Source organism: Spirabiliibacterium pneumoniae (genome assembly GCF_014884995.1).
GTDB classification, from domain to species: Bacteria; Pseudomonadota; Gammaproteobacteria; order Enterobacterales; family Pasteurellaceae; genus Spirabiliibacterium; species Spirabiliibacterium pneumoniae.
In genome coordinates this window covers 18524-42087 of sequence record NZ_JABMII010000008.1, presented here as the reverse complement: position 1 = coordinate 42087, position 23564 = coordinate 18524, and the positions used below count along the sequence as shown (strand labels likewise).

At 48.9% G+C, this 23564-nt stretch carries 16 protein-coding genes; 8 read left to right on the top strand and 8 right to left on the bottom strand.

Annotated features, from left to right (window positions below; all coding sequences use genetic code 11):
* The 4 genes from mukB to HPC38_RS10575 all read right to left on the bottom strand — a co-directional run bounded on the left by mukB (position 1) and on the right by HPC38_RS10575 (position 7837).
* On the bottom strand, positions 1–4482 hold the full coding sequence (gene mukB / locus HPC38_RS06350) for a chromosome partition protein MukB (protein WP_208120450.1): 4482 nt from the start codon (positions 4480–4482) through the stop codon (positions 1–3).
* Positions 4482–5243 carry a chromosome partition protein MukE gene (gene mukE / locus HPC38_RS06345; protein WP_208120449.1) on the bottom strand — a complete coding sequence of 254 codons (762 nt, stop codon included), beginning with the start codon at positions 5241–5243 and terminating at the stop codon, positions 4482–4484. The genes mukB and mukE overlap by 1 nt, the downstream gene beginning before the upstream one ends.
* 14 nt (positions 5244–5257) lie before the next feature.
* Positions 5258–6586, bottom strand: coding sequence for a chromosome partition protein MukF (mukF, locus tag HPC38_RS06340; protein ID WP_208120448.1), 1329 nt, complete (start codon positions 6584–6586; stop codon positions 5258–5260).
* Positions 6587–6673: 87 nt separating this feature from the next.
* Positions 6674–7837, bottom strand: a complete 1164-nt coding sequence (locus tag HPC38_RS10575) for a polysaccharide deacetylase family protein (RefSeq protein WP_208120447.1) — start codon at positions 7835–7837, stop codon at positions 6674–6676.
* A gap of 145 nt (positions 7838–7982) precedes the next feature.
* Between HPC38_RS10575 and ttcA the strand changes: the two genes are divergently transcribed.
* Complete coding sequence (gene ttcA, locus HPC38_RS06330) at positions 7983–8918, top strand: tRNA 2-thiocytidine(32) synthetase TtcA (RefSeq protein ID WP_208120446.1); 936 nt, start codon at positions 7983–7985, stop codon at positions 8916–8918.
* Positions 8918–10762, top strand: coding sequence for an ABC transporter ATP-binding protein (locus tag HPC38_RS06325; protein WP_208120619.1), 1845 nt, complete (start codon positions 8918–8920; stop codon positions 10760–10762). The genes ttcA and HPC38_RS06325 overlap by 1 nt, the downstream gene beginning before the upstream one ends.
* A 26-nt stretch (positions 10763–10788) precedes the next feature.
* On the opposite strand, the gene ypfJ is transcribed toward HPC38_RS06325, so the two are convergent.
* Both ypfJ and HPC38_RS06315 read right to left on the bottom strand, forming a co-directional pair.
* A complete protein-coding gene (gene ypfJ, locus HPC38_RS06320; protein ID WP_208120445.1) occupies positions 10789–11625 on the bottom strand; it encodes a KPN_02809 family neutral zinc metallopeptidase in 837 nt (278 codons plus the stop codon).
* A gap of 2 nt (positions 11626–11627) precedes the next feature.
* Positions 11628–12296: a TIGR01621 family pseudouridine synthase gene (locus HPC38_RS06315; RefSeq protein ID WP_208120444.1), complete on the bottom strand. Its 669-nt coding sequence runs from the start codon at positions 12294–12296 to the stop codon at positions 11628–11630.
* A 36-nt stretch (positions 12297–12332) separates the two neighbouring features.
* Between HPC38_RS06315 and cls the strand changes: the two genes are divergently transcribed.
* Complete coding sequence (cls, locus tag HPC38_RS06310) at positions 12333–13793, top strand: cardiolipin synthase (RefSeq protein WP_208120443.1); 1461 nt, start codon at positions 12333–12335, stop codon at positions 13791–13793.
* A complete protein-coding gene (locus HPC38_RS06305) occupies positions 13794–14456 on the top strand; it encodes a histidine phosphatase family protein (RefSeq protein ID WP_235977672.1) in 663 nt (220 codons plus the stop codon). It abuts the gene before it with no gap.
* Here HPC38_RS06305 and glnD read toward each other — a convergent pair.
* Both glnD and map read right to left on the bottom strand, forming a co-directional pair.
* Positions 14453–17026 (bottom strand): bifunctional uridylyltransferase/uridylyl-removing protein GlnD, encoded by a 2574-nt coding sequence (gene glnD / locus HPC38_RS06300; protein ID WP_208120442.1) that lies wholly within the window; start codon positions 17024–17026, stop codon positions 14453–14455. The two genes, HPC38_RS06305 and glnD, sit on opposite strands and share 4 nt — an antisense overlap.
* Positions 17019–17822, bottom strand: coding sequence for a type I methionyl aminopeptidase (gene map, locus HPC38_RS06295; protein WP_208120441.1), 804 nt, complete (start codon positions 17820–17822; stop codon positions 17019–17021). Before map ends, glnD begins: the two co-directional genes overlap by 8 nt.
* Before the next feature lie 135 nt (positions 17823–17957).
* Here map and erpA point away from each other — a divergent pair, with 135 nt between their 5' ends.
* The 4 genes from erpA to mfd all read left to right on the top strand — a co-directional run bounded on the left by erpA (position 17958) and on the right by mfd (position 23538).
* Positions 17958–18296, top strand: coding sequence for an iron-sulfur cluster insertion protein ErpA (gene erpA / locus HPC38_RS06290; RefSeq protein WP_208120440.1), 339 nt, complete (start codon positions 17958–17960; stop codon positions 18294–18296).
* A 5-nt stretch (positions 18297–18301) separates the two neighbouring features.
* Positions 18302–18676 carry a YacL family protein gene (locus HPC38_RS06285; protein ID WP_208120439.1) on the top strand — a complete coding sequence of 125 codons (375 nt, stop codon included), beginning with the start codon at positions 18302–18304 and terminating at the stop codon, positions 18674–18676.
* Positions 18676–20040, top strand: a complete 1365-nt coding sequence (locus tag HPC38_RS06280) for an L-serine ammonia-lyase (RefSeq protein ID WP_208120438.1) — start codon at positions 18676–18678, stop codon at positions 20038–20040. Before HPC38_RS06285 ends, HPC38_RS06280 begins: the two co-directional genes overlap by 1 nt.
* Positions 20041–20115: 75 nt before the next feature.
* On the top strand, positions 20116–23538 hold the full coding sequence (mfd, locus tag HPC38_RS06275) for a transcription-repair coupling factor (protein ID WP_208120437.1): 3423 nt from the start codon (positions 20116–20118) through the stop codon (positions 23536–23538).
* The last annotated feature ends 26 nt before the right edge of the window (positions 23539–23564 follow it).

The window sequence follows — 23564 nt, the reverse complement described above, 5'->3', positions numbered from 1 at the left end:
TTATTCTTCCCGCGCGCCAAAGCCTTTCAAGCCCACCACATGCACATATTCGTGGTTGTTTGCCACTTTCCGCGTGAGCTTGTAGGTGGTGCCTTTTTCTGGACTGATGTTTTCAGGGGCGGCGATCAATAATTGCATATCCAACCGCTCGCACAGTTCAAACAAGGTGGAAATCGAGCGCGCATCCAGCCTTGCTGCCTCATCTAGGAACAACAAGCGGCACGGCAGAATGTCTTTAGCGCGAATGCGGCGTGATTCTTCCTCCCAGCTTTGTACTACCATCAGCAAAATCGACATGCCCGTACCAATCGCTTCCCCAGTGGAGAGCGCGCCACTTTCAGCGCGCAGCCAACCATCCGCGCCGCGGAACACTTCCACTTCCAGCTCGAGGTAATTACGATAATCTAACAACTCTTCCCCCACGGTTTGCGCGCTGCGTTGGCCCATATCAATATGCGGATTAACGCGTTGATAGAGCTTCGCCAACGCTTCGGAGAAGGTGATTTGTTGATTGTTAAACAAATCTTGGTATTCCTCTTGCTCACCAGAAAGTGCGTTGAGCAAAATAGCGTGAGTGTCACGAATGTTCACCACTAAGCGTACGCTCTTCACCTGCCCGAATGCGATATTTTGCAGCCCTTGATTGAGCATACGGATGCGATTTTGTTCTCGCTGAATGGTTTTGCGCATAATATTCGCCACACTTTCGCTGGAAATCGCCAGTTTACGCTCGCGGTTGGTCAGCTCTTCAGTCAGGCGAGAAAGTTCCACTTCCATCTGCTCAATGGCATCAATAGGATCATCGGTTTTGATAATATCTTGGCGAATACGCTCACGCAGATGTTGATATACATCAATGAAAAACCGCACTTTGTTCTCGGGTTTGCGTGGGTCTTCAGACTGGCGCAGACTATCGCGCAAATATTCATTATCCGCCACTGCCGTGCGCAAAGCGCCAAGGGCTTTATCCGACATGGAGCGCAAGTCATCGGCGCTCATATACGCCAGCTCGCGCTTGTTGAGGCGTTTTTCCACATCACTGTTGCGCGAAAGGCGCAGCACCGCACACCAGCTCATCTTCGCCCCTACTACTAGCGAACGTTGGGTGCGATAATCTCGCTCGACTTTGCGAATAGTGCGGTTGAGATTGTCACTTTCAGCATCTAACAACGCTAATTGTTTTTCCAAATAGCTGTGACGTTGGCGATTTTGTGCCAGTTGTTGGTGTAGCTCATCTCGGCGTTTAAGCGCACGCTGCTCGGTTTGCGCATCGGCTCGCCCACCAATTTTATCCATTTCAAAAAGCAACTCCTGCAGCATGCCTTGTCTTGCGTCGAGTGAGCTTTTCAGCGCAATGCTCACCTGATTGTATTCACCAAAGGCTTTTTGTTTTTGCTGCACACTGTCTCGCAGGGTCTGGCGCTGGGCTTGCAGCTGCTCTAAACGCTCACGCAGCTGTTGATTAAGTGTTGAGCCTTCGCTTTGTAATTGATCCGCATAGGCAAAGTGCGCTTTGCGCTGCTGCACGTCGGAAAGCGCATAAAGGCACTGTTGCGCGCGTTTTTGCTGGGCAAGCGTGGTGTCGTAATCCTGCTGCAAGCGCTCAAATTGTTGCGGGTCACTTTGCAAACTGCTGGCAATCGGCTGCAGTTGTTCCAGTTGTGCGCCATATTGACGCACAAATTGCACATCATCTTCTGCCTCAAGCAGTTGCGCGCGGTATTCTTCCACTTGCTCTATCAGCTCATCATCAGCCAGCAACTCAAAGTGCGGTGCGAGTTTATTCAATAACCGTACTTGCTCTTTGGTTTCATTTAACTGATTACGAATGTCTTGCTCGTTGGCGCTGATTTGATTAATTTCACGTTCAATATCATTGCGTTGTGCTCTCAATGATTGCATTTGCGCCTCAGGGTCAGGCATAAACGCCAGCGCTAAGTGCAAGCCAACGAATTGGCTTAGGTGTTGGTGCAGCCGCTGGCATTTTTGCACATCAAAAGCCAACTGCGCGTGGCGTTCGTTCACCTCGACAAGCTCCGCTTGTAGCTCTTCTAAGCGTTTTTCCCGTGCAGCGCGCCCAAATAGCGGCACGCTTGGGAATTTGGAATAGCGCACCTCACGCTCGCTCACTTGCACTACAACGCCTGCGTCGAGCTCTTGTGCGCTGAATACATTGTCATCAAATGCGGCTGGATCGCCTTCAATCAAATAAAGATCATCTGGACAATCCTCTAACTGCGCAAGCTGTTTTTTCACCGCTTCAAGATCACGCACCACAATCGCATGGCGCGCGGGGCCATAAAGTGCAGAAAAATACGGCGCATCGTCAAGTGCCACGTCCTCATAAAGCTCAGAAAGCAACACACCGTCAAAGCGCTGAGCGAGCACATTGAGCCTCGCATCTTCTGAGCCGTCAGGTTGACTTAAACGGCTAATTTGCTGCTCCAGTTGTGTTTTTTGCCCTTGCAGTTGATCGCGCTCAAAGGTCAGTTCACGCTCTTTTTCCAGCTGCAACTGCATAAAATTCATCACATCTTGGCTGTCATCAAACGCCTGCCCGCTTTGCTCACGCACACGCTCAAGGGCAGATTGTGCTGTGAGCCACGCTGGCGCTTTGCGCTCTTGTTCGGCATAAAGTGCGGTCAATTGTTCGCGTTTTTCACGCAGACCTGAGCGCGTTTCACCCGCTTCACTCAAACTTGCTGTGAGATCATCGAGCACATCTTGCATTTGGATTAAGTAATCGTCTAATGCTGCCGCGTCTTGCAAATCCAAGCCACTGCGCTGGTTGAACTGTGCGAGCATTTGCCGCGCGCTTTGCTGCGCCATCAGTTTGTTTTCAAGCTCATTAAGCCGAGCGCGAATGGAGACCGCACTTTGCGCCATCGCTTTTTGTTGTGGATAGGCGTCAAGCAAGGCTTTGGCCTGCGCATAGGCATTCGCACGAGAAAGTTCGCCTGCAATCTCGCTTAAAAGCCCAAAGGCTTTTTCAAATTGATTGTGCCCTGCGCTGGCCACGGATAAACGCTGTTCAAGCGCTAACACACTTTCGGTGAGCTGCTCAACTTGCGCCTCAAATTCATCGCAGTATTGATCCAAGTTTTTCAGCGATAACGCAGGCAAACCACACACGCTTTGCGCGCGCTCCATGGCTTTTTGCGCCTGCTGATATTGCACCGCTTTGGTTTGTTGCGCGTTGAGCGCCTCTTGATAGTCCGCCAGCTGATTGCGCACGTCTTCAACATCATTATCGCTTTGCTCAAGTGCGAGCTGCGCCTCTTCCAGCGCCTCACGGGCGGTTTCCACCACTATCTGCTGCTCTTCGAGTTTTTCACGCAACGTTTGCACTTCGTCTTGATAACGATTAATTTTTTCTTGATGGCGCACGGCATTTTGCACCAAATTAAGCTGGTCGACCGCACTTTGGTGGTCGATTTCCAAGCGCGCTTGCACTTCACTCAGCTCCTGAGCCTCTCGGGCATAATCCACCACCCGTTGTTGTGCATTCAACAAATCACTTTGGGCTTTAAACAACTGTTGTCGGAAATTGAGCGCAATGTCCACATTCGTGCGCCGCTCATTGGCGTTGCGCATATAATCTGACGCCACATAGGCGGTGGATTCGTTAATTAAATGCTTGAATAAATCACGATCCGATTGGGTGACTTTAATAGCCTCGAGCGTCATGCGGTTTTCACGCAATGCCGCTTCCATATCCTGAAAGGCTTTGCGCACGCCTAAATTTTCGGGCAATAAATAGTCCCGCAAAGAGCGCGTAATAGCACTCGAAATCCCACCATAAAGTGAAGCCTCGATCAATTTATAAAATTTGCTGCGGTCAGACGCTGAGCGCAAGCGTTTTGGCAACAGACCAAGCTCAAACATCATCGAGTGATAGTCGGTGACGGAATTGTATTGCTTAAACTGTACATCTTGCGCATCGCAGCGCTCTTTAAGCTCCTGCAAATTGAGCACACGGGCTTGTTTGTCGTTCACCGCTTGGGTGAAAAGTGCGGTCAAATCCACGTCCAAACTCAATCCTTGAATCGAAAACGGCTTGATGTCCACTTTTTTATCGCGCCCAGCGATTTGTTGCAGCCGAACCCCCACAAGCACGCGCTGTTGACGGGAATTTAACGCATCAATGGTGGCATAACACACGCCTGGGCGTAGTTTACCGTGCAAGCCTTTATCACGCGAACCACCGCTGGCACCCGCTTCTGTGGTGTTGCGAAAATGCAAAAGCGTTAAGTCGGGGATTAATGCCGTGACAAAGCCTGCCATTGTGGTGGATTTCCCCGCCCCATTACCGCCTGAAAGCGTCGTAACTAAGGCATCTAAATCAAAGGTGCGGGCAAAAAAACCGTTCCAGTTAATCAAGGTCAAAGCGCGGAATTTACCCCGCGGGAGATCGCGCTCAAGGGCAAAAGGATTGGCGACGGTTGTTGTTACGTTGTCACTATTTTGCTCAAACTGTTCCATTATTCTTCGTCCTCAAGCTTGTCGTCACTGGCTAAATTCATGTCTTTATCGTCTTCGTCCATGCTGTCGTCATCTTGCGCTGTTTCGTCTTGCGACGGCACTTGTGCTAACGCTTCAGGCGTTGCTATTTCCCCCTCACGCAGCAATCGCGCTTGCGCCTCACGCGGATCATCGCCTACACGTACTTCGGCTCCAAAACGAAATACCGCTTCTGAAATCACAAATTTGCCGCTGTATTGATCGCCTACGGTTGTGATCATGCCGAGTCGTTTTAAGCGATTGAGTGCTGCACGGGTACGCTCGGCGAGTTTTTGTTTATCTAAATCAGAACCCGATGAACGTTGATTAACGGCTTTTAATAATTTGCTTTCATCAGCAAGGTTTAACAGCTCGTCATACACATCTTCATTACTAAAGATGCCCTGCTGCGCCAAACGCTCTGGGCTGAGATAAAGGTAACACAACACTTTGCCCACCAACATTTCAAGCTCTGAGAGTACGCTACGCGAAATCAGCGTGGTTGCTTTTGGCCGCAGGTAGAAAAAACCTTCTGGCGCACGAATGAGTTCAACATTGTAACGACGATAAAATTGCTCTAATTCAAATTGAAAATCCATCAAGAACGCGTGATTGTCTAAATCATCCACGCTAATATGCCGCCCTGAACGCAGCTGACTGTCGATTGCGGGAAAAAGCGGATTGGCAATTGCCTGAGATAATTTCACTGGCATGACATCGTTTTGGGTATTTTCACTGTTCATCTCAAAAACCTTGCTTATTTATATTTATCGATCACGTGCGCTTGGACTTGCGCGCCGTAGTCATTCACATTTTGCCACGCAGGCGTGCTAATGGCACTTAAGTCATCACTCGACATGCCAAGTTTAATGGCTTGATCCACAATAATGCGCGCCACATCAAAATGACGTGACAGTGGCTGCGCTGCCAACTGTTCGCGTAAAACCTGCCCCAAATCAATCGGTGTTTCTTGCTCTCGGTAGGCAATTAATAGCGCTTGCATTTGCTCAACAATATGCTCATGCACATCCGCCAAAGATTCAAATTCTAATTCCGCTGGCAGTTCTCCCAACGCATCTTCTTCGCTAAGCACTGCTTCTTCGTCACGCAAGTCAACTAAACGCTGCGCATTGGCCACCCATAAATACCACGGAGCATCGAAATAGTTGTGAATAGATTGACGCAAACGGCGGGAAAACACGCGGTTTTTGTCCATATCAATAGCGGTGCGGATAAATTTATGCACATGGCGGTCATAGCCGATCCACAAATCTATCGCCTGCTGCCCCCAGCTAATGATGCGGTCGAGCTTAGCTTGCAAATTCACCACCAATTGTGCCACAAAATCCAGCTCATCACGCCCGATAATACAATCTTGAATGCGCAACAATTGCGCTTGCAGCTTGTCGCCCGCCGCACTTAACGTATCTTGCAGTTCCCGCAGGTTACCTGATGTTTCATCAAGCAGCTGCTCACAGCTTGAAAGTGCGGTTTGCCAATCTTGTGTCAGCAACTGAGCGATTTGATCTTTAATGCCTTGTTGGTTTTCGTCCATAATCCGCTGCGAGAGATCGATACTGTCGAAAATCTCCGCAACCGAATATTTCAGCGGCGCATAAACGTTGCGTCGCCAATGCAATTCATCGCCCCCTTCTTCTGCAGCATTTGAGGCACGTTGAATTTCATCTGCCACGATGGAAAGCTGAACAGACAAGCGCAATGTGGAAAACTCGCGCTGACGAATATAATAATCCGACACCCCCACACCCAAAGGCGTTAAGCGATAAATGGAAAGCCCTTCGGTAAATTCACTACTAAAACGATTTAAAAAACGCTGTTTAACCAGCTCGTTGATGGCATTATTGGCGCGCTGCGTCACCGTGTCATCTGACTGCCCAAACTGTTGAGACACCAAACGGAAGAGATCAAACAAATCATGTTCGATCATTTCGCTGTCAATGCGTTCGTTATTGTAGATGGCAATGGCCAGCAAGAAAGCTAGCCGCTCGGTAGAAAGTTGCAAAGAGAACTCACGCTGTTTCGCCCAATTCACCAGTTCTGGGATGGTTTGCGCTGTTTCTGTCATAAAATCAACTCGCGTAGTGGGATCAAGGTCTATTAAAGTGTTTAATTATAACTTAAATTTCACCCAACAACAGCCTAAAACGCCCAATTAATCGCGCAATTTTTCGATAATATAGCTGTCGCTGTCGTTTTTCATTAGATACAAACGCTTAAGCTGATAAGGATCATCACCAAACCGCACTTTGCCTATTTTGGTGGTGAACGCCATGCGAATCCCGAGATCGCGCGCGGCTTGGCGGGCGGTTTCGGTGTGTGCGCCAAACGGATAGGCTAAATAATCAGCCCGCGGGTTGAAAGCGTGCAAAATTTGACGTGCACGTTTTAAATCCATAAAAATATTGTGATAGTTACGCTGGAAAATCACAGGGCGCAGTTTGGAATAGCGATGCAAAAAATGGGTGTGGCTTTGCACATCAAACACATCTTGCATTTTGCGCAAATCTTTACGATTGATAAATTGTAAATGTTCAGGATCCCATTTTTGCGGCGTATATTTAATGCGTGAGGTAATCATAAAAATCACTGCTTGCATCTTCAGCGCTTTCAAAATCGGGTAAGCATAACGGTGTACCGACTCCAGCCCATCATCAAAGGTCAGCACCACCACTTTGTCTGGTAAATTTTCGGTGGCTTGCAAATAACCCTCAAGATCATAGAGCGAAATCGTACGGTAGCCAAGGGCTTTGATCAGCTGCATTTGGTGTTTAAACGCGCTGACTGAAGTGGTGGTTGAGGTGCGTTGAAAGCGGATATTTTCTTGATCTTTTAATAGGTGGTGATAGGTTAAAACTGGCACGCCTTTATCCAGCTCGACCGCACTTTTATCCAAAAACGCCTTTCGTCCACCAATTTGAATCGGGTAAAAGTCTCCTTGCGCTTTGCCCATAATCGGATATCGCAACCCCGCATCAAGGCGCGCCAGTTTGCTTGATTGACGATCAGCTTTTTGATAAATCACCGCGGCTGTGCGGGTGATGACATAATCGGTCACCTTGCGAGTACGATCACGCTCAGGCACCTTGCCTACACATTCTTGCGGCACAAAGCCTAAGGTGTTACCAAAAGTAATCGCCACCTTGCCATTATTGCTCGGCCCGCGCACCTGCAATGTTTGCCCTCGCAACACTTCGCCAACATTCACCGTTTTGCCCAGCAAGCTCGCGCTGATGGGACATGGACTAGCATACGCACTAACTCCGCCTAGCAAGGCGATGGCAAAAGCCAAAGTGCGGTTATCGAGGGTGAATGACACGGCTGCTCTCATTGGGTTATAAATTTCAGGCGTGAAATTATAAGCGCTTTTTGCGTTAAAAACTAGGCAAAATCGGGCTAAAGACTAGCAAAAGCTGTCATTAGCCAGTATCCTATGCGCAATTTTCACTTTTTAGTCTAATGATATGCAAGAGCAAGAAACAATGTCGTTGAACCAAAACCGCAAAGCAACTTACAACGCCAACAAACTCCACAAACGCCTACGCCGCAACGTGGGCAACGCCATTGCTGATTTCAATATGATTGAAGACGGCGATAAAGTGATGGTTTGCCTCTCAGGCGGCAAAGACAGCTACACGCTGCTGGATATTCTACTCAATCTGCGCCTCAATGCGCCGATTCATTTTGACATTGTGGCGGTCAATCTCGATCAAAAACAGCCAGGCTTCCCTGAAGAAGTGTTGCCGCACTATCTTGAAAGCATCGGCGTGGATTATGTGATCGTGGAAGAAAACACCTACGGCATTGTGAAAGAAAAAATCCCTGAGGGTAAAACCACTTGTTCGTTATGCTCACGCCTGCGCCGTGGCATTTTATACCGCACGGCAAGCGAGCAAGGCGCAACAAAAATCGCACTCGGGCATCACCGTGATGACATGCTCGAAACGCTTTTTTTGAATATGTTTTACGGGGGCAAAATGAAGAGCATGCCGCCTAAATTGTTAAGCGATGACGGCAAACATATTGTTATCCGCCCGCTGGCCTACTGCAAAGAAAAGGACATTGTGCGCTATGCCGAGATTAAGCAGTTCCCGATCATTCCGTGCAATTTGTGTGGCTCACAGCCCAATTTGCAACGCCAAGTGGTGAAAGAGATGCTGCAAGGCTGGGATAAATCTCACCCTGGGCGGCTAGAAAGTATGTTCCGTGCGATGCAAAACGTGACGTTGTCACACTTATGCGATACGCGCCACTTCCCGTTCACTACCCTCACGCAAGACACCACCTTAGACGACGAAGGCGACATCGCCTTTGACAAACCGCACTTTGCTCCTTTTGTGGACGAAGAACAAGACGACTACCGTGCCGATGGCGAAATTATGATTAAGGCGGTGGAGTGATGTTCAATCGCCTGTTTCACTTTTTTGAACGCCGCATTGACCCCTACCCCGATAGCGCAGCACAAACGCCAAAAAGTGGCGTGTTGTCGTTTATCTGGTCGGGGCTGGCGGGCTTACGCTGGTGGCTACTAGCACTGATTATTCTCAACACGGGCATGGGGATTTTCTCCGCACTATTATTTAAAATTATGGGGCTTTTGGTTGACTGGCTAGGGCAATCCACTCCTGCGACCTTTTTAAGTCAACACAGCACAAGCCTTTGGGCGATTGGCATCATGCTTGCTCTTAGCCCCGTTTGGTTGGGTCTAAAAAGTCTGATCCAATTTCAAACCTTGCAAGGCACCTTCCCTATGCGGTTGCGCTGGAATTTCCACCGCTTAATGCTAGGGCAAAGTTTAGCGTTTTATCAAGATGAATTTGCTGGCCGCGTCTCCGCTAAAGTGATGCAAACGGCCCTTGCTGTGCGCGATACCGTGATGGTTTTCGCGGATATGGTCGTTTATGTGGCTGTCTATTTTATTTCCAGCGGCGTCATTTTGCTGCAATTCGACGGCTGGCTGATTGTGCCTTTCGTCAGCTGGTTAGTGCTTTTTGCCCTGATGATGATCTATTTCGTACCACGCCTTGCGCAAACCGCTAGCGCACAAGCCGATGCCCGCTCGCTGATGACAGGGCGCGTAACAGATGCTTATGCTAATATTGCCACAGTGAAATTATTTTCCCATGGGCAACGTGAATCCCAATATGCCAAAGCCTCGATGCAATCGTTTATGCTCACCGTGCACGCGCAAATGCGCCTCGTCAGTCGCCTTGAAGTGTGCAACCATATATTAAATACTTCGCTCGCCGCCAGCACCGCCGCCATCGGTGTGTGGTTGTGGTATCAAAGTGCGGTCAACGTCGGAGTCATTGCTGCCGCCACTGCGATGGCACTGCGTGTCAATGGCCTTTCTCACTGGATGATGTGGGAAGCGGCGCGCTTGTTTGAAAATCTCGGCACTGTGAAAGACGGCATTTCCACCTTAAGTAAACCGCACACGGTGATTGACGCAAGTGATGCCAAGCCATTAGTAGTGAAAGGGGGCGATATTCAATTCAACAATGTCACCTTCAACTATGACGCCAACCGCACTTTGCTCTCGCATTTCAATTTGCACATCAAACCTGGCGAAAAGGTCGGTCTTGTTGGGCGCTCTGGCGCAGGCAAATCAACCCTGACCAATTTATTGCTACGCTTTTATGATGTCAATGATGGGGAAATTTTAATCGATGGGCAAAACATCAAGGCCGTGACCCAAGAAAGCCTGCGCGCACAAATTGGGCTGGTGACGCAAGACACCTCTTTGCTGCATCGCTCCGTGCGGGAAAACATTGTCTACGGTCGCCCACAAGCCAGCGACGCGGAAATGTATCGCGCAGCGCAAAAAGCTGCCGCCGACAGTTTCATTCCACAACTGAGCGACGCGCAAGGCCGTACAGGCTATGATGCCCATGTCGGCGAACGTGGCGTAAAACTCTCAGGTGGGCAACGGCAGCGGATTGCCATCGCACGAGTGATGCTCAAAGACGCACCAATTTTATTACTCGACGAAGCCACCAGCGCGCTCGATAGCGAAGTGGAAATCGCCATTCAAGAAAACCTTGAAAAACTGATGCAAGGCAAAACGGTAATTGCGATCGCACACCGCCTGTCCACCATTGCCGCCATGGATAGATTGATCGTGATGGATAAAGGGCAAATCATTGAGCAAGGCAGCCACAGCGAACTGCTCACTCAAGGGGGCGTTTACGCCAAACTCTGGGCACACCAAAGTGGCGGCTTTTTGGCAGAAGAGCAAGCGTAAAAAAGTGCGGTCAAACCGCACTTTCGTTAACTGTCAAACGTATTACACTGACGAATATCGCCGCTTTCCAGCCCACGTTTGAGCCAGTACATCCGTTGTTTCGCACTGCCGTGGGTAAAACTGTCTGGCACCACATAGCCTTGACTTTGTTTTTGTAAACGATCATCCCCCACCGCTTGTGCTGCGTTAAAGGCTTCTTCTAAATCGCCAGGTTCCATAATACCTTGTTCGTTAGCATAATGCCCCCACACGCCAGCAAAACAGTCGGCCTGCAACTCGATTTTCACCGAGATTTGGTTCGCTGCCGTTTTGCTACCACTGCGTTGCATCACTTGATGCGCTTTCGGCAAAATGCCGAGCAAATTTTGCACATGGTGCCCGACTTCGTGGGCGATAACATAAGCAAACGCCGCATCACCTGAGGCTTTGAGCTTGTGTTGCATATCTTGATAAAACGATAAATCGAGATAAACACGCTGATCGTCAGGGCAATAAAACGGCCCCATTGCCGCCTGGCCTGTACCACAAGCTGTTTGTGTGGCGCGGGTGTAAAGCACCATCGTCGGCGGATTGTAGCGCTCCCCTAACTGGCTGAAATAGTTGCCCCACACATCTTCCGTATCGGCAAGCACCACTTTAGAAAAACTCGCCAGCTCCTGTTCTTGCGCTGTTGGCGTATAATTTTGTGTTTGCGCCTCTCCTTCAAAACCGCCAACCAGCCCTGAAAGATCCACGCCATAATACGCGCCCACTAGCACAATAATCAACCCGACAATGCCGCCTTTACCGCCGCCAATAAAACCACCACCTTGCCCACGGCGGTCATCAATATTGCCGCTTTCTCGTCTTCCTCTCCAACGCATAACTACCCCGTATTGTGTTTATGTAATAAGTTGATTGCCTGCTGGACACGCGCATCTTGAAACCATTGACCGCACTTTGGTGCGCAGGATATTGCAATCGTTTGCCCATTATACGCAAATTGCAGCGCATAAGCATGCAAATAAGTGCGGTCAGCCTGCTCGCCAGCATAACGCCTATCACCTAAAATCGGCACCCCGAGACTTTTCATCGCCACGCGCAATTGGTGCGTTTTGCCCGTTTTCGGCCACAGGTGATAAAGGCGCAAATTTGGCATCACTGATTGACTATAAAAACGCGTTATCGCAGGATTTTCCTGTGTTTTACTCAGCCGCCAGCTGCCATTGCGCGCTTTTTGCATATCGCCTATAATCAAGCCTTGTTTTTTCTTTGGCTTACCCATGGCCAGTGCAATATACTGTTTCTCAACGGCTTTTTGCGCAAATAATTGCTGAAACTGCACCGCACTTTGTGCATTTTTAGCTAAAATCAGTAAACCCGATGTCACTTTATCAAGGCGATGCACCAACCACAATTTTTCATGTCCTGTGGCATCTGCTACGCGCTCAACTAGACCCCGTTCGTGTTCATCTTTGTGGACAGACAGCCCAGGTGGCTTATCTAACACCAGAAAATCAGGATGTTGATAGACAATATGAAAAGATGTTGTCATACTCCCCCTCAGCCGTTATTAAAAATTAAATATAGTATGAATAGCTCCCTTTCGCAAATTTTAAGCATTGTCATTCCAACCGCACTTTGGGTTCTCGGCATTGGGATAACCGCCCGTTTAGCGTTTAAAAAACAAGCGGTGTCGGTCACACTGGCATGGTTTTTGATTATTTTTATGATCCCCATTTTTGGGATTATCGCTTATTTAATTCTCGGTGAAATTAAACTCGGCCGCCGCCGGGCAGAAACCTTTAAAAAGCTCACACCGCTTTATCAGCAGTGGTTTCACAGCTTTGATGAGTGCTCCAACCTCACCTTGCGCCACGAGCACTTGCGTTTCAAACCGCTCTTTGCCCTGTGCCGCAAGGCGCTCGGCATTCCGTGTGTATTGGGCAATGAGCTGCATATTCTCAATACTCCTAAAGCGATTTATGAAAGCTTGCTTGCAGACATTGAACGCGCGCAACACAGCATTTCCATGACGTTTTACATCTGGGCGCAACGTGGCTGGGTGGAAGAGGTCAACCGCGCACTTGAAAGTGCGGTTGCGCGCGGCGTGAAAGTGCAATTACTGCTGGACTCCGTGGGCAGCAAGGTCTTTTTGGCGAGCCGCCGTTGCCGACAAATGCGCAGCCGCGGCATTCATATTGAAGAGGCCTTACACGCGAACCTGATTCGGATGTTTTTTCGCCGGGCCGACTTGCGCCAGCATCGCAAAATCGTTGTGATTGATGACTACATCGCCTACACGGGCAGCATGAATATGGTGGATCCTCTCTATTTCAAAGCCGACAGCAATGTGGGGCAATGGGTCGACATTATGGTGCGTATGCAAGGGCCTGTGGCGTTAATTTTACAAGGGGTGCATCATCTTGACTGGCAAATGGAAACAGGCAATGCTATTAACCTGCTGCCACAATGCCCGCTCAAGCCCCTTGAGCCAAGCGACACCCACGGTGTGCAAATTCTGCCATCAGGCCCTGGGTTTCCTGAAAGTATGATGAGCCAATCTTTGCTGCTGGCCATCAGCTCCGCGCGCGAGTCGATCACCATCACATCGCCCTATTTTGTGCCGAGCCACACCATCGCCAGCAGCCTTGCCACAGCCGCTATTCGTGGTGTAACAGTCAATTTAATTGTGCCGAAGAAAAACGATTCTTGGCTGGTGCATTGGGCGAGCCGCACTTTTTTTGATGAATTGCTCAGCGCGGGCGTCAACATTTATCAATTTGATGGCGGACTATTGCACACCAAAAGCATTTTAATTGACCGCCGTCTTGCGCTGGTGGGCACCGTCAATATGGACGCACGCAGCTTTATGCTTAATTTTGAGGTAACGATGATTGTTGACGATTTACGCTTTGGCGAAGAAGTTAATCAGCTACAGCACGCCTACATCACGCAATCGCACTTGCTCAATCAGCAACACTGGGCCAAACGCCCTCTTTATCAACGCCTGCTAGAACGGGTTTGTTTTTTATTTAGTCCACTGCTTTAAATGATGCCATATAAACAACTTGATTTTTACATTATCCGCCACGGGCGCACCCAATGGAATGAACTTGGCTTATTGCAAGGCCATGGTGACTCGCCCTTAACTGCCGCAGGCATTGCAGGCGCAAAAGCTACGGCTCAAGCCCTAAAAGAGGTGGATTTTTGCGCGGCATACGCCAGCCAATTACCCCGCGCAATCACGACGGCTAGGCTGATTTTAGGCGACCGCACTTTGCCTGTTGAGCCACTTGCAGGGCTAAATGAACAAGGATTTGGTCGCTGGGAGGGGCAAAGTGTGGAAAAATTAAGCAAACTGCCCGAATTTCAAACCATGCGCCACGACCCAGCAAACTATCACGCAACGTCCAACGGCGGAGAAACCTTTGAACAGCTTTATCATCGCCTGATACCTTGCTTTGCAAGTATCATCGAGCAGCACTCACACGGGGCGATCTTGTTGGTATCGCACGGGCACACATTGCGCTTATTACTGCATATTTTACAAGGCGGCACATGGCAAACACACCGTGACCCTGCGCAAAGTTTTTCTGTTTTAAACACCGCCATTAATCACGTGCGCTATATTCAGCAATACGTTGACAGCAAAGGTAATTTTGAATTGTTACGCTGTAACGACACCTATCATCTAACACGCGCTAGTTTTTAATCCAACGCGTGATAAAGTGCGGTTTCAAGCTGCTCACACTGCGCAGGGGTGAGCGCTTCACCGTCAGCATTTTGCAAAATAAAAAAGTCTTCTGCTTTTTCGCCAATGGTCATAATTTTAGCGTTGATCAGGCTTAAATTCAGTTCGCTGAAAATCGCACTAATTTGGGCAAGCAGGCCAGGTTTGTCGAGAGTGAAAATTTCAAGCTCGGTTTGATCGCGTTTGTCACGGTTTAAAAACCGTACTTGCGTAGTGATGGCAAAGTGATCTAAGCGTGTGTTTTGCCGTGGTGTGGCGGGTTGATATTCTCCGAGTAGCGCGGCTTCAACCGCACTTTCAATCTCGCGGCGGCGGTCGAATTTTACCAACTCGCCATTGTGCTCAGTGAAAATAAAGCTGTCTAAACAATAGCCGTCGTGGCTGGTGATGATTTGCGCATCATGAATAGAAACCTTTTTCGCCTCCAGTGTGCGCGCAATTTTATTGAACACATAAGGTTGATCAGGGCAATAAACAAAAAGCTCCGAACCACCACGGCTAAAGCGGTTACTGGCCTTACACACCAACTCGGTATTAGGCGTAATTAGGCGTAAATGCCACGCCAGCTGTGCGCCGTTATTGCGTAAAAAGTAATCCTGTGGGCAGCGCGCCCAAAACGCCTGCACTTGCGCTTTATCCAAACACTGGGCTTGAATGTCATCACGTAGCGCATCTAATGCTTGCAATCGGTGAGTGAGGATCTGCTCAGAGATGTCTAACGGCGCGTCACTACCTTGGGTTAACTGCTGTGTGGTGAATTGATAAAGCGTTTGCAACAGTGAGCGCTTCCAGCTATTCCACAATTGATTATTGGTGGCGCTAATGTCTGCCACGGTCAGGCACAACAAATAATCTAACCGCACTTGGCTTTTTACCCGTCGTGCAAATTGGTTGATGATATCAGGGTCATAAATATCACGCCGTTGAGCGGTGATGGACATCACCAAATGATTTTGCACCAGCCACGCCATGGTTTCCGCTTCACTTTCCCCAAAAAAGTGCTGTTTAGCAAATTCATACACATCAATAGCGCCCAGCTCTGCGTGATCGCCACCACGGCCTTTTGCGATGTCGTGAAAAAGTGCGGTAATGTAAAGCAGTGTACGATTTGGCAATTGGGGGAAAATCGCCGCACACAATGGGTGCGCTGTTTGCGCTGGGGCACTCAAAAAATTTTCGATCTTAAGTAACACGCGCAAGGTGTGTTCGTCCACCGTGTAGGCGTGGAAGAGATCGAACTGCATCAGTCCGTCAATCTTGTCCCACGCACTAAAATAGGCGTTCAGCACCCCAAACTGACGCATGGGCACCAGCGCACGGGCAATGGCCTTCGGCTGATTTAGCAGCGTGATAAAGGCGCGACGCACAGCTTCATGCTCAATTAGATAGTGTCTGCGTCGTGATAGTGCGCGGCGCAACTGGCGCAATGTGGAGGCATGAATATAACGCGCCGGTGCCCCCGCAAGGTGAATAAACAGCGTGATAATGCGTTCAGGCCTTTCAGAAAAAGTGACGTTGTCACCAATTCGAATGGCATTGCCCTGCAAGAAAAAATCATCATCCAATGCCTTGCCTGTTTCATGTTCAGCAGGGTGCAGAAATTGCTCGGCGTAGTCTTGCAACAGCATTTCGCTCAATGCCATCACATGATGCGTGTGGCGGAAATACTGGCGCATCATTGTCTCAACCGCACGATTGCTTTGGCTTTGCTCAAAGCCTAACAACTCGCTAACTCGAACCTGATGTGCAAATAATAACCGATTATCGGCGCGTTTGAGCAGCAAATGCAATGCAAACCGCACTTTGAATAAAAACTGCTGCGCGCGAAACAGCAGCTCAAACTCTTCTGGGTAAATAAAACTCGACTGACGCATTTGTTCAAGGCTTTGATCGCCGTTGTGACGACGAGTCAACCAGCTTAGCAAATGCAGATCTCGCAGGCCGCCAGGACTGTATTTCACATCTGGCTCAAGATTGTAACTGGTGTTGTGATAGCGCGCATAACGTTGCTCACGCTCGGCCATACGCCCATGATAATATTCAGCCAAAGGCCAAAACGTTGGCTGCTCAGTTATCGCTTTCAACGCCTGCGCCAGCTGAACATTGCCGCACAATAAACGCGCTTCAAAAAACGTGGTGGCGATACTTAAATCACGTTGCCCGTCTTGCTCACATTCGCTTAACGTACGCACCGCTTGCCCTAGATGGAGACCACAATCCCATAAAAATTGGGTGAAAGATTGCCAACGCGCAGTTTCAGGCTCACAAAGTGCGGTTTCACTCAACAGCAGGAGATCAAGATCCGAGTGTGGAAACATTTCTTCACGCCCATAGCCCCCCACTGCCATTAAGCACAACGTGCTTTGGCTCAATGCAAATTGTTGCCACAGTGTGCGTATGATGTGATCAAAGAAACAGCTGCGGGCGTGCAAAAGTGCGGTCACATCGGCGGTGGACAATGCGCTGATTTCATGCGCCTTCAGCGCATTTAAGGCCGCTTTTACGCCCTCAACAGTAAGCACATTAGCCATTGTGCATAATGCGGGCAATGCGACCTTCCGCGATTTCTTCATCACGAATAGTCATAATCTCACAGCCGTCTTCGGTGATCACAATTTGGTGCTCATATTGCGCTGACGGGCTGCGGTCTTTGGTTTTTACCGTCCACCCATCGCCCATTAAGCGAATTTCTTTGCGCCCTGCATTAACCATTGGCTCAATCGTAAACACCATACCAGGCTGTAAAATCACGCCACCATCGTCGGCATAATAGTGCAACACTTGTGGATCGCAATGAAACTCGCTGCCCACACCATGCCCACAATATTCACGCACCACGGAGTAACCTTTGCTCTCAACATACTGCTGAATAACTTTGCCGATCTGATTTAAACGAATACCAGCGCGCACGATATGAAGTGCTTTGTAAAGCGACTCTTGTGTTACTTCACACAGCCGCTTGCCTTTAATGCTCGGCTCGCCCACAAAATACATTTTGGAATTGTCACCAAAATAGCCATCTTTGATGACGGTGACATCAATGTTGACAATATCGCCGTTTTTCAACACGCGATCATCACTTGGAATGCCGTGGCACACCACTTCATTGATGGAAATACACACCGATTTTGGAAAACCGTGATAGTTCAGACACGCAGGAATTGCCTGCTGCGTTTGGGTGATGTAGTCATGACAAATTTTGTCAAGCTCACCCGTGCTCACACCCGCTTTGACATAAGGTTCAATCATCACCAATACCGCTTGGGCTAATTGACAAGCCGTGCGGATCTTCTCAAGTTCTTGCGCTGTACGAATTGGAATAGCCATTAGAAATCCTTTGTTTGATCGTTGTCTTTGAATTATAGCGCACCTCATTATGATTGTAAGCAATAAATCCACTTGAACAGATGGCGCAAAATTGTGATATAATCCGCCAATTCTTAATTTAATGGCGCGATATTTATGAACGATGCAATTCCTTTAACATTCACAGATGCAGCAGCGAACAAGGTCAAGGCGCTGATTGCGGATGAAGAAAACCCAAATTTGAAACTGCGTGTTTATATCACTGGCGGCGGTTGCAGCGGTTTTCAGTATGGTTTCACCTTTGATGAAAAAGTCAACGATGGTGATTTGACCATTGAAAAAAATGGTGTTGGCTTGGTGATTGATCCAATGAGTTTGCAGTATTTAATCGGCGGCACTGTAGATTACACCGAAGGCTTGGAAGGATCGCGTTTTATTGTTGACAATCCTAACGCCACCACCACCTGTGGCTGTGGCTCGTCATTTAGCATTTGAGGCTGATGGATTATCAATTTGCATTTGATGCTCAACGTGCGCTGGTGGTGACATGCTCCATGGGGCATGAGGCACTGGCGCGTTGGGCTTGTGATGAGCTGCCACACTCGCAAGCGGCCATCTCAGCGCTGAAAGCGCGCGTTGAACACGCCATTGCACACCACACTCGCACACCTGAAATACTACATGGACATGAATTTGATCTCAGCTTTGATGCAATGGATGTTTGTGTACAAGCCCACGCCCTTAGCCTGCCTTGTGATGCCCTCACACTTGACGACACACTGCATGAATACGACGCCGAGTTGATAGCCTATTGTGGTAGTGATGATTTTGTGGTGTTTTTAGATCATCTTCAGGCCTTTTTAGCGGGGCGTTGATGATCTCGGTTTTTGATTTATTTAAAGTGGGGATTGGCCCATCAAGCTCTCACACGGTCGGCCCGATGAAAGCGGCTCGCGCCTTTGTTGATGAACTTGAAACGCAACATCTGTTAGCCACGATTGATCGTATTGAAATCGGTGTTTATGGCTCATTGTCACTTACAGGCCTTGGTCATAATACTGACACTGCCTTGTTGCTTGGCTTGGCTGGCTTCACCCCTGATAATGTTGAGATTGACACCATACCGCACTTTATCGCCAGCATTCAACAACATCGGCGTTTGTGCTTGCGTGAAGATAAAAGCATTGCGTTTGACACGGCGCGCGATTTGGTGTTTCACCGCACTTTTTTACCGCTTCATGAAAATGGCATGCGCTTTCGCGCATTTCAAGGCGAGCAACTTTGTTACTCTCAAACTTATTATTCTATCGGGGGCGGTTTTATCGTTGATGAAGCGCACTTTAACCAAGTTGATGACAATCCGCAAAGTGTGCCTTATCCCTACCGCAGTGCAGAGGACATTTTAACCTATTGCCAAGAACAAGGTTTTGCTATCTCAACACTGATGTTAAAAAATGAAACTGCCCTGCGCCCGCTAGCAGAAGTCAAACACTATTTACATCACATTTGGGCGACCATGTGGGAATGTATGCAACGTGGCATGCACACGGAAGGCATCCTGCCTGGTAAATTAAAACTCCCCCGTCGCGCCACCGCACTTCGTCGGGTGTTAGAATCAAACAACACATTATCAAATGACCCCATGAAAATTATCGATTGGGTGAATATGTTTGCCCTTGCCATCAATGAAGAAAATGCAGCCGGCGGGCGCGTGGTGACTGCGCCAACAAACGGCGCCTGCGGGATTGTGCCTGCGGTGCTGGCGTATTATCAGCAATTTATTTCCCCACTCAATGACGACACCATTGAGCGTTATTTGCTCACCTGTGGCATTATTGGCTCTCTGTACAAAATGAATGCGTCCATTTCAGGCGCCGAAGTGGGTTGCCAAGGTGAGGTGGGCGTAGCGTGTTCTATGGCAGCGGCGGGCTTAACTGAAATCTTAGGCGGCAGTCCTGAGCAGGTGTGCATTGCCGCTGAAATTGCCATGGAGCATAATTTAGGCCTCACCTGCGACCCCGTTAACGGGCAGGTGCAAGTGCCTTGCATTGAGCGCAATGCCATTGCTGCGGTTAAAGCCATTAATGCCAGCCGCATGGCGTTAAGGCGCACCACGCGCCCATCGGTGAGCCTAGATAAAGTGATCGAAACGATGTTTGAAACGGGCAAAGATATGAATGCGAAATACCGTGAAACCTCAACGGGCGGCCTTGCTATTAAAATTGTGCCGTGTGATTAACGCATAGCAACCGCACTTTGCTTTTCTCAAAGCGCTTGGGTAAACTATGCCTTTCTTGGGTTTATCAGAGACGCTATGCACGCATTATTTTCCCTTCCCTTGCCACAAAAAGCAGGGGATCACAAACGATTAGGCAATCATATTGGCGACAGTGACGCACTCGCCATTACTCAAATGGCGCAACAACACACAGGCTTGTGTGTTGTGGTCACCACCGACACCCGCAGCGCGCTGAATTTAGAAAAAAAACTGCGCACACTCACTGACAAGCACGTTCGCTTTTTCCCCGATTGGGAAACCTTGCCTTATGATAGTTTTTCCCCTCATCAAGACATTATTTCAGCGCGATTAAGTGCACTCTTTTTCTTACAACATGCGCGCGACGGTATTTTTATTTTGCCAGTCAATACCTTAATGCAGCGCTTGTGCCCACCGCACTTTTTACAAAATAATGTGTTGCTCATCAAACCTAATGACAAGTTGAACATTGAGCAATTTCGGCGCAAATTAGAAAGTGCGGGTTATCGCGCTGTCGAGCAAGTACTTGAGCATGGTGAATTTGCCATTCGTGGCGCGATTGTCGATCTTTTCCCGATGGGCAGCAACACGCCTTTTCGCTTGGATTTCTTTGATGATGAAATTGATACTATTCGCACCTTCGATGTGGATTCACAACGCAGCCTAGAAAAAATTGAGAAAATCGATCTTTTACCCGCGCACGAATTTCCAACCGATGACAAAGCCATCGAATTTTTCCGCACCCAATTTCGTGAACGCTTTGAAATTCGCCGTGATAGCGAGCATATTTATCAACAAATCAGCAAAGGCACGCTGGCGGCAGGCATTGAGTATTGGCAACCGCTCTTTTTCGAGCAGATGGCCACCTTGTTTGATTATCTGCCTGAAAAGGCGCTTTTCATCAATTACCGTGATTGCGCTGAAAAAAGCGAGCGTTTCTTTCAAGATGCGGTCACTCGCTTTGAAAGCCGCAAAGTTGACCCCATGCGCCCACTGCTGCCACCTGACGACTTGTGGCTGCGTGCAGAGGCTGTCAATCATGCGCTGAAAAATTACCCGCAAATCACCTTTACGCCTGAAAATTTACGCAACTCAGTCAAACAAAGCAACCTAGCCGTTGAGCCATTGCCAAGCCTGACGTTGGCGCACCAAAGCAAAGAGCCGCTACAATTGCTGCGCCAATTTCAAGAGCACTTTACGGGGCGGATTATCTTTTCCGTGGAATCGGAAGGACGGCGCGAAACCTTGCTGGACTTGCTCAAGCCACTTAAACTGAAACCGCACTTTGCCACCACGTTGAGCGAATGTAAAAGTGCGGTCAACTTGATGATTAGCCAGCTTGAACACGGCTTTATCGCCAATGATGCCTACGCCCTTATCACGGAAACTAATTTGCTTGGCGAGCGCGTGCAGCAACGTAAACGCGATGCACGCAAAAGCATCAATCCAGACACCCTCATTCGCCATCTGGCTGAGCTGAAAATCGGGCAACCTGTGGTGCATTTGGAACACGGTGTGGGGCGTTATGGCGGCTTAACTACCCTTGAAGCGGGTGGTATTACGGCAGAATACTTATTGTTACACTATGCCAACGACGCTAAGTTGTATGTGCCTGTGTCCTCGTTGCACTTATTAAGCCGCTATGTCGGTGGTAATGATGAAACCGCGCCGTTGCATAAGCTCGGCAGTGATGCCTGGGTTAAAGCACGCAACCGTGCAGCGGAAAAAATTCGCGATGTGGCCGCCGAACTATTAGATGTATATGCCAAAAGAGAAACGCAAACAGGTTTTGCCTTTAACTATCAGCGCGACGAATTTAAACAATTTTGTGACACCTTCCCTTTTGAGGAAACGCCCGACCAAGCCATGGCGATCAATGCAGTGATCAGCGATATGTGCCAGCCAAAAGCGATGGATCGCTTAGTGTGTGGCGATGTGGGCTTTGGGAAAACAGAAGTGGCAATGCGCGCGGCGTTTTTGGCGGTCAACAACAACCGCCAAGTGGCCGTGCTAGTACCTACCACACTGCTGGCACAACAGCACTTTGATAATTTTAAAGATCGTTTTGCTAACCTGCCCGTGAATGTAGAGATGCTGTCACGCTTTAAAACCGCTAAAGAGCAAAAAGCGATTTTGTCCGATCTGGCCGAAGGCAAGGTGGACATTTTGATCGGCACGCACAAATTGCTGCAATCCGATGTGAAATTCAAACAGCTTGGGCTGCTGGTGGTGGACGAAGAACACCGTTTTGGCGTGCGGCAAAAAGAAAAAATCAAGCAGCTGCGTGCCAACATTGATATTCTCACTCTCACTGCTACACCGATTCCGCGCACCTTAAATATGGCAATGAGCGGCATGCGAGATCTCTCGATCATCTCTACACCACCAGCGAGACGGCTGACCATCAAAACCTTTGTACGTCAAAGTGATCCGCTTACCATTCGTGAGGCGGTGTTGCGTGAAATTCTGCGTGGCGGACAAGTGTATTACCTCCACAATGATGTTTCCACCATTGAGAATTGTGCTGAGTCTTTGGCGGAACTTATTCCAGAGGCACGCATCACTATCGGGCATGGGCAAATGCGCGAACGTGAGCTGGAGCGCGTGATGAGTGATTTCTATCACCAGCGTTACAATGTTCTGGTCTGCTCTACCATTATCGAAACAGGCATCGACGTGCCAACGGCGAACACCATTATCATTGAACGTGCCGATAAATTCGGGCTGGCGCAGTTGCATCAATTGCGTGGACGGGTTGGGCGCTCGCATCACCAAGCCTACGCCTATTTGCTCACCCCGCATCCTAAACGCATGACGGCTGATGCGCGCAAACGCTTAGAAGCACTTGAAAGCCTTGATAATCTTGGCGCAGGCTTTGTGTTGGCGACCCACGATCTGGAAATTCGTGGTGCTGGCGAGCTATTAGGTGCGGAGCAAAGCGGGCAAATTGAGTCCATTGGCTTTTCACTTTATATGGAATTACTCGAAAGTGCGGTCGACGCCCTTAAAAATGGCCGTGAGCCAACCCTAGATGAGCTAACCTCACAGCAAGTAGAAATTGACCTGCGCATTCCCGCCCTGTTGCCTGAAACGTATTTGGGCGATGTCAATATGCGATTGTCGTTCTACAAACGCATTGCCAGCGCGCATTCCGAACTGGAGCTAGATGAATTGAAAGTCGAGTTAATTGACCGCTTTGGCGCCTTGCCACAGTCTGCCAAAAATTTGATCAAGATTGCTCAACTACGCCAATCTGCCAAATTGCTCGGCATCCAAAAAATCGAAGCCTACGCGCAAGGTGGGCACATTGAATTTAAACCGTCGGTTGAACTCGATCCGCAGCCATTTTTAACACTAATTCGTGAAGATCCCGGCGTTTATCGCTTTGACGGCCCAAGCAAGTTTCGCTTTAACAAGCCACTTGAAAGTGCGGTTGAGCGCTTGGCATTTATCAGCGAGTTGTTGGACAAAATCAAATAATAGGTTAGTATCACAGCGTGAACGCT